Genomic DNA, 7,637 nt, shown 5'->3' with positions numbered 1-7,637 from the left:
CCTAACTTTGTCAACGACTTTTTTTAACAGCTTAATTGCTGTAACGGAGAAAGAGGGATTTGAACCCTCGCGCCGCTATTAACGACCTACTCCCTTTCCAGGGGAGCCCCTTCAGCCTCTTGGGTATTTCTCCATAGCCTGAACTTTCAGTTGTTTAACTGAAGCGGAGAGAGTGGGATTCGAACCCACGCGCCCTTGCGGACAAACGGTTTTCAAGACCGCCTCGTTATGACCACTTCGATATCTCTCCGAATGCGCTGTGTCAGCGACAGGTAGTATATTATCACGCGCTATTCAATATGTCAAGACTTTTTATAAAATTTTTTCCAAAATTTTTTCTGCCACTAAAATATCCTCCGGCGTAGTTATTTTTATATTCTCATAAGCACCCTCTACAATGTGTACAGGTGTATTTTTATATTGCTCTACTACCATTGCATCATCTGTTATCCCCTGCATGGATACACTTCTGGCTGTATCATGAGCTTCTTTTATCAAAGAATATAAAAATACCTGAGGTGTTTGAACAGACCACACCCTGCTTCTTTCAGGAGTTGCCGACACCATATTGTTTTCGTCAATGATTTTCACCGTGTCCTTTGAAGGCATGCCTGCAATACATGCCTGATAAGTGACTGCCACTTCCTTTGTACGTTTGATAATATCTTCTGTAACAAACGGTCTTGCTCCATCATGAATAAATACGTAGTCCGTATCGGCAGAACACGCTTCTAATCCCGCATAAACGGAGTCATAACGTTCTTTTCCGCCTTCTGCAATGCTCTTCACCTTTGTAAATCCGTATTTTTCTATAATTTCGCTTCTGCAATAGTCAATACTTTCTTTTCCCGTAACTACGACTATCTCCTGAATTTCATCTGATTTCTGAAAACATGCCAGACTATAATACAGCAATGGTTTTCCCTGCAACATTAAAAATTGCTTCTGAACTTTTGTTTTCATTCTTTTTCCTTGACCTGCTGCAAGAATAATTGCTGTACATTTCATCTCTTGTTCTCCTTATCTTTCTCCTAATTTCAAATTCGGAACCGCATTCAGGTCCCAGCCATGACGAGTACCTTTTAAATATTCGTAATATGCTGCTACGCCAATCATCGCTGCATTATCCGTACAAAAAATCGGTGACGGATGATAAAACTTAATTTTATTCTCCTTACAGGCTTTTTCCATAGCATTTCGCAAGGTTTGGTTTGATGCCACGCCACCGGCAATAGCAAGCTTGTCAATTCCATAATCTTTTGCTGCTGCAATCGCATGCTCTACCAGTACTTCCACTACGCAGCGCTGAAAAGAAGCTGCAATATCTGCTTCTACAATAGGTTCTCCCTGCATTTTACATTTATTTATATGATTTAAAACAGCCGATTTTACTCCGCTGAAACTAAAATCATAAGGTGCATCTTCGATTTTTGCCTTTGGAAAATCCATGGCATAGGCATTGCCTTCTTTTGAAAGCTTATCAATTTTCGGGCCTCCCGGATATCCCAGACCAATGGCACGAGCTACTTTGTCAAAAGCTTCTCCTGCCGCATCATCTCTGGTTCTTCCCAAGATTTCAAATTCTCCGTAATCCTTTACAATTACAAGATGCGTATGACCGCCTGATACAACAAGACATAAGAACGGAGGTTCCAGCTCTAAGTTTTCTATATAATTGGCAGAAATATGTCCTTCAATATGATGAACACCTACCAACGGAATATCCTTAGCAAAGCTGATTGCTTTTGCCTCAGCCACGCCTACTAAAAGAGCGCCTACCAATCCCGGTCCGTAGGTAACTCCTATGGCATCTAAATCATCCAATGTAACCTCCGCTTCCTTCAAAGCTTCCTCAATTACCTGATTGATTTTCTCAATATGCTTTCTGGATGCGATTTCCGGAACAACGCCTCCATATAATTTGTGCAAATCTATTTGGGAAGAAATAACATTTGACAAAACAGTACGTCCGTTTTTCACTACGGATGCGGCTGTTTCATCACAGGAACTTTCTATTGCCAAAATCAATACGTCTTCCTTATTCATGGGTTCTCTCCTTACTCTTCAAACATCAGCTCCACAGATTGTCTGTCTCTGGCTGCAATGGTATTCGGAAATATATCCGTAGCTTCCTTTACCGCTTCCTCCGGTCTTACCAGAGAAGGACTGTAATGTGTCAGCCACATTTCCGCTACCTGCGCTTCCTTTGCCAACTGTGCAGCTTCTTTAAATGTCATGTGTTTATATGCTCTTGCTTTGTCGTCCTTATCCTGTTCTCCATACATGCCTTCGCAAATAAATAAATCCGAGCCTGCTGCATGGTCTGAAATTGCCTTTACCGGTCTGGTATCTGTGGTATAGGTAAGCTTAATTCCCTTTCTCGGCGCTCCTAAAACCATATCCGGTGTGTAAGTGTTTCCTTCACATACTACTGTTTCACCTTTTTGCAGGGAATTCCAGCATTTCAAAGGAATATTCTGCTCTTTTGCTCTTTGGGCATCAAATTTTCCCGCCCTTTTGATTTCCAGTGTATATCCATAACAAGTTACATTATGATTTACACGAAAAGCAGTGATGTGATAACCGTTCAGTTCATAAGTTTCCTCCGGTTGTGTAAGCTCAATACACTGAATTTCAAAAGGAAGCTCCGGTGCAATGACACGAAGTGCAGAAACAACTCTGACAAGTCCCTTCGGTCCGATTAAAGTAAGCGGCTCCGTTCTTTCCGCGTTTCCCATAGTAAGCAAAAGTCCCGGCAAACCACTGATATGGTCTGCGTGGTAATGGGTGAAGCAAATCACATCAATAGGTTTAAAGCTCCATCCCTTTTCCTTTACTGCCACCTGAGTTCCTTCTCCGCAGTCAATCATCAGATTACTTCCGTTATATCTCGTCATTAAAGATGTCAATTTTCTTCTGGGCAGAGGCATCATTCCCCCTGTTCCTAATAAGCATACATCTAACATCTCATTTTCCTCATTTCTATCTATTATAGCATTTCTTATCATAGCACAGTTTTTTTCGTGCTACAACATTTCATTCTCTATTTTCTTTTCCACCGGAATTTGAAACCCTGCAATCCATTTATCATAACAGCTTTCACATAAATCAAAAGTATGGTGTTCCCCGTCTTTTTCTGAAAAATATCCCCAGAAAGCCGTCACAGGCAGAACCCCTTCCATAATCATGCCATCTTTTACAGCTAATTTTTTTCCACAACAATTACAGTATACTTCAACAACCTGATTTTCCTTTTTTTCTTCGTATTTTCTCATTTCCTCCTCCTGCTTGTGGAATAATTATTTGACTACGCTGTTTATTATACATGAAGGTTCTTTCAAAACCCAGTGGGAAATCACGCTAAATTTAGAAAAAGATAGCACTTCTGCTATCTTTTACACATAACAATTCCGTTTTCCACAGGTTCATCATAAAAATTTTTTCTTATACTCAAAACAGAAAATCCACAGGACTCATATAGTCTGCGGGCATTTTGATTACTTTCACGCACCTCCAGAAAATATGTGCTTACCCCTTTTGCCCTGCCTGAAATTTCCAGTTTTTCTAATAATGCCCTGCCGATTTTCTGTCCCTGATATTCCTTTTTCACAGAAACATTGGTAATTTCGCCTTCATCCAGCACCATCCACATTCCTATGTACCCTACCAGTATCTTATCCAGATATGCCACAAGATAGAGAGCCTTTTCATCCCTTACAGCTCCCAGAAAATCAGCCTCTTTCCAAGGCTTTGAAAAATTCTCCGCTTCTATCTGTGCCACTGCTGCCGCATCCTGCTCCCGCATCTCTCTGATTTCAAGCATTTTCTGTTTTCGCAAGGCGTTCTGCCCGCTCCCTTTCTGCCTGAGATACCCGTAAATAATCCGGCTGATGCTCTGTGGCAGTCTGAATTCTTCCCTGCGCAAAATAAATACCTGCCAAGGCAGCCACTGCCCCTGCCCTTTGACGGCTTAAATGAGCAGGAGCAAAACTGTATTCTACCTTACACTTTTCTTTTATGATTTCTTTAAAAACGGGAACTCCATCACCTAAAAAGATAACCTTCTTTCCTATTCCGTTTAACACCTCTAAAAGCTCCTGAATAGATAACGCATCCTGCTCTTTCACAATAGCCATCTCATGATTTTGAAATTTATAAATACCTGTATACACCTGATTTCTTCTTGCGTCCATAATCGGGCATACAACGGTATCTTCCCCTGTATCATAAAGGTTATATGCCAGCGCATCTACTGTGGGCACTGCAATCAAAGGCTTATCAAGAGCCAGTCCCAATCCCTTTGCCGTAGCAGAACCGATACGAAGTCCTGTAAATGAGCCCGGACCTGCTGCCACTGCAATAGCATCAATGCTGCTTAAATCAACCTGAATGTTATTTTTTATTTCATCCAGCATAGGCAACAAGGTCTGTGAATGTGTTTTTTTATAATTCATGGTATATTCTGCCACAAGTGTATCATTTTCCATCACTGCAACAGATGCTACCAGTCCTGAACTGTCTAACGCTAATATTTTCATGTAAAGCGCTCCTTTCTACATCTCCAATTCCAAACCTGTAATGGTAATTTTTCGATAGTCAAATCCCTTTTCCAAATCCTTTTCAATGGTAATGGAAATGATATCAGAGGGTAAAATCTCCTTTATCAGCTCTGCCCATTCAATGAGACATACGCCCTGCCCGAAAAAGTAATCATCGTATCCGATTTCTTCCATTTCCTCTATGTCGCCAATGCGATACACATCAAAATGATAGAAAGGAAGTCTTCCCTCCTCATATTCCTGAATAATGGTAAAAGTCGGGCTGTTTACCGGCTCTGTAATTCCAAGTCCTTTCGCTACCCCTTGGGTGAACACCGTTTTTCCCACTCCCAAATCACCGTTTAAGGTGTAAACCTGTCCGGGAAGAGCCTGTTGTCCTATTTTTTCACCTAAACAAAAGGTTTCTTTTGCATTATATGTTTCTATTATCATAGATTGTCCTCTTTATCTTTACTATAAGTTCAGTTCATTAGTATAACACACAAAATTCCGGCTTGCACCTTTTATTTTTTCCGCTTATAATGTTCAAATAAACTACTGAAATAAAGGAGAATTTTATTATGGCAAATCCAATCGTAACCATTACAATGGCAAACGGCGATGTTATGAAAGCGGAATTATATCCTGAAATCGCCCCAAATACAGTAAACAACTTTATCAGCCTGATTAAAGACGGCTTTTATGACGGTCTGATTTTCCACAGAGTCATCTGTGGCTTCATGATACAGGGCGGTTGTCCCGACGGTACAGGCATGGGCGGTCCAGGTTACTCCATCAAAGGTGAATTTTCTCAGAACCATTTTGAAAATAATCTGGCACACACACCGGGAGTTCTTTCCATGGCTCGTGCAATGCACCCAAATTCCGCAGGCAGCCAGTTCTTCATCATGCACGAAGCTTCTCCTCACTTAGACGGCGCTTACGCTGCTTTCGGAAAAATCACAGAAGGCATGGACGTAGTAAATAAAATTGCGGAAACACGCACAGATTACAGCGACCGTCCTTTAGAAGAGCAGAAAATCCAGACTATGACAGTGGAAACCTTCGGTGTGGAATATCCTGCTCCTGAAAAATGCTAATTTAATCATTAAACAGAAGGTATTCGCCTTCTGAAACTGCAAAATACAGTTCTTTTAAATCCGTAACAGAGGCTCTCGCATTAGTAGCTTCTGTTACGGCCTTTTTTATTTCATCAACTCTGTTTGCCGGTATAAGAACCTGCATTTTTACAGCCTCCTCATACTGCGAATTCATAATTGGAATTTCCTTTTGAGCAAACAGATATTGAAGCTTTCCCACTCCATTGTAATCTGTTCCCACTTCTGTAAGTACACCGTGATACTTCGTAATTATTCTGCTTTGTGCCAGCCCTTCCTGTACAGATTTTGAATAAGCTCTTACAAGCCCGCCTGTTCCCAGAAGTGTTCCTCCGAAATATCGGGTAACTACAACAGCTGTATTATAGAGCTCTTCTCCTAAAAGCACGTCCAGCATTGGCTTTCCCGCTGTTCCCTGAGGCTCTCCGTCATCACTGCACCGCATAATCTCCCTCCGTTCTCCGATTACATAAGCGGAGCAATTATGCGTAGCGTCCCAATACTTCTTTTTCATCTCTTCTATAAATTTTACGGCTTCCTCTTCTGTCTTCACAAGACGGACCGTAGCGATAAATCTGGATTTTTTCTCTGTTATTTCTCCCTGCCCGCCTTCATAGATTGTCCTGTATTGCTCTAACATAATATTCCTCATTTCTTTTTTCTTTCCTGCTATTTTAGCATATTCTCCCTGAAATTGGGAATATTTATGACTAAAAAAGCGGAAATCTTACCCGCCGGCGGAAAAGATAATATTAAATGCGAAAGGAAGCGAAAGCCTCCGGACGCATTATTTTTTTACCTGAAAAGCACAGAAAGAGAGGTGAGAACGTGCGAAACTACCGATATTTGACATTCGGCGACCGCGAGAAAATCGAGACGGAATACGCAGCCGGAGGACGTCCGGCCGACATTGCGATCGACCTCGGCGTCCATGTGGCGACTATCTATAAAGAACTGAAAAGAGGCGACACCGGCCAGCTCGACAAGAACATGCGCCGAGAGTATAGCGCCGAACTCGCCCAGCGCCGACTCATTGAGAGCTTTAAGTGCCGCGGGCGAAAATCCACCACTATATAAAAAAAGAAAGGAGCGACAACATGGCAGCATTACACGAAATAGCTCGGCAGTACGCCGAAGAAATCCGCGACGGTATAGCGTGGGTGATTATATGGAAAACTGGCCGAAGCTGGCACGCTGAAAGCGTCTGGCTCAACCAAGACTCCGACACCTTCGAGCTGGAGGATCTGAGCACTGCCGCCGAAATTTTGGAACAGGATCCGAACGCTGTCATGGTGAACGGCTACTACTGCGGGCACTTCGGCGAGAACATGACGATCGCAGAACTGGAGGCCGGTATTCTCTGGCACTACGAAGGCGGCTGCAATCTCCTGAAAAACTCGACAGCCTTCCCTCCTGAGCCGATACCACGCCCGGAAAATCTCCCGGCAGATATGCCATGGTACGGCAAGGAAACCACCGAGGAACCGGATCCATATATATTCGACGGCTACATGAGCGTCGAGGACTACGAGAAACGCCAGCAGCTCATAGCTGCGGATCAGGCGCGAAGCGATCCACTCCCGGACGAGTCGCCACCAGAACCTCAGCACACAGAGCTCACGATCCAGATCGGCCCACCTGCCGCCACTGCCCTGCTCGACGCTCTCGCCGACGCAATGAAGGCAGCAGCTCGCGCAGTCCGACAACTCATGGACGAGCTTGCGGAACGGTTCCAGAAGTTCCGGCAATACGCACGAAAAGCCGTGGACACTTTTGTGGACTCCCTACTATATAGAGCCAACACCCACCAGAAATGGTGGCACCTATACAAACACGCACGGAAATGGAGAACCCGGAAGAAATACAAGCGGCTGCTTATGAGGCAGCTATGCAGCAGGCTGGCCGCTGGATAGGAGGTGATCCCATGAACGACTCGCGAAACCTAAGCGGGCCCGTACTCATGCCCGGCGCGACGGCTGCC

11 protein-coding genes and 2 tRNA genes are annotated in these 7,637 nt (G+C 43.5%); 3 read left to right on the top strand and 10 right to left on the bottom strand.

The features are described from left to right. Positions 1-44: 44 nt before the first annotated feature. The 9 genes from CGC63_RS03750 to tsaE all read right to left on the bottom strand — a co-directional run bounded on the left by CGC63_RS03750 (position 45) and on the right by tsaE (position 4,991). A tRNA-Ser gene (locus CGC63_RS03750) sits at positions 45-133 on the bottom strand. A gap of 31 nt (positions 134-164) precedes the next feature. Next, positions 165-250: transfer RNA gene (locus CGC63_RS03745), tRNA-Ser, on the bottom strand. A gap of 62 nt (positions 251-312) precedes the next feature. Then, on the bottom strand, positions 313-1,008 hold the full coding sequence (ispD, locus tag CGC63_RS03740) for a 2-C-methyl-D-erythritol 4-phosphate cytidylyltransferase (protein WP_004220542.1): 696 nt from the start codon (positions 1,006-1,008) through the stop codon (positions 313-315). Between the two features lie 12 nt (positions 1,009-1,020). Then, a complete protein-coding gene (gene tsaD, locus CGC63_RS03735; protein WP_004220543.1) occupies positions 1,021-2,046 on the bottom strand; it encodes a tRNA (adenosine(37)-N6)-threonylcarbamoyltransferase complex transferase subunit TsaD in 1,026 nt (341 codons plus the stop codon). An 11-nt stretch (positions 2,047-2,057) separates the two neighbouring features. After that, the gene (locus CGC63_RS03730; RefSeq protein ID WP_022239541.1) at positions 2,058-2,966 is read right to left on the bottom strand and encodes a ribonuclease Z; all 909 of its coding nucleotides are present in this window, start codon (positions 2,964-2,966) and stop codon (positions 2,058-2,060) included. Between the two features lie 60 nt (positions 2,967-3,026). Continuing rightward, positions 3,027-3,275, bottom strand: a complete 249-nt coding sequence (locus tag CGC63_RS03725) for a hypothetical protein (RefSeq protein WP_004220546.1) — start codon at positions 3,273-3,275, stop codon at positions 3,027-3,029. 113 nt (positions 3,276-3,388) lie between these two features. Next, positions 3,389-3,823, bottom strand: a complete 435-nt coding sequence (gene rimI / locus CGC63_RS03720; RefSeq protein WP_004220548.1) for a ribosomal protein S18-alanine N-acetyltransferase — start codon at positions 3,821-3,823, stop codon at positions 3,389-3,391. Beyond that, positions 3,816-4,538 (bottom strand): tRNA (adenosine(37)-N6)-threonylcarbamoyltransferase complex dimerization subunit type 1 TsaB, encoded by a 723-nt coding sequence (gene tsaB, locus CGC63_RS03715; protein ID WP_004220549.1) that lies wholly within the window; start codon positions 4,536-4,538, stop codon positions 3,816-3,818. The genes rimI and tsaB overlap by 8 nt, the downstream gene beginning before the upstream one ends. A 15-nt stretch (positions 4,539-4,553) precedes the next feature. After that, positions 4,554-4,991, bottom strand: a complete 438-nt coding sequence (gene tsaE, locus CGC63_RS03710) for a tRNA (adenosine(37)-N6)-threonylcarbamoyltransferase complex ATPase subunit type 1 TsaE (RefSeq protein ID WP_004220550.1) — start codon at positions 4,989-4,991, stop codon at positions 4,554-4,556. Positions 4,992-5,119: 128 nt separating this feature from the next. On the opposite strand from tsaE, the gene CGC63_RS03705 reads away from it, so the two are divergent. After that, positions 5,120-5,638 carry a peptidylprolyl isomerase gene (locus CGC63_RS03705; protein WP_004220551.1) on the top strand — a complete coding sequence of 173 codons (519 nt, stop codon included), beginning with the start codon at positions 5,120-5,122 and terminating at the stop codon, positions 5,636-5,638. Position 5,639: 1 nt separating this feature from the next. Here the strand turns inward: CGC63_RS03705 and CGC63_RS03700 are convergent, their stop codons facing one another. Beyond that, positions 5,640-6,296 (bottom strand): YigZ family protein, encoded by a 657-nt coding sequence (locus CGC63_RS03700; RefSeq protein ID WP_009247063.1) that lies wholly within the window; start codon positions 6,294-6,296, stop codon positions 5,640-5,642. A 116-nt stretch (positions 6,297-6,412) separates the two neighbouring features. Here CGC63_RS03700 and CGC63_RS03695 point away from each other — a divergent pair, with 116 nt between their 5' ends. Both CGC63_RS03695 and CGC63_RS03690 read left to right on the top strand, forming a co-directional pair. Then, positions 6,413-6,733 (top strand): helix-turn-helix domain-containing protein, encoded by a 321-nt coding sequence (locus tag CGC63_RS03695; RefSeq protein WP_004220554.1) that lies wholly within the window; start codon positions 6,413-6,415, stop codon positions 6,731-6,733. Between the two features lie 20 nt (positions 6,734-6,753). Next, positions 6,754-7,569: a hypothetical protein gene (locus CGC63_RS03690; protein WP_004220556.1), complete on the top strand. Its 816-nt coding sequence runs from the start codon at positions 6,754-6,756 to the stop codon at positions 7,567-7,569. Positions 7,570-7,637: the final 68 nt, after the last annotated feature.

Source organism: Blautia hansenii DSM 20583 (assembly GCF_002222595.2).
In the GTDB taxonomy this organism is placed as follows: Bacteria; Bacillota; Clostridia; order Lachnospirales; family Lachnospiraceae; genus Blautia; species Blautia hansenii.
Note: the sequence above shows the minus strand (reverse complement) of the source record. Positions and strands in the feature narration are given on the sequence as shown.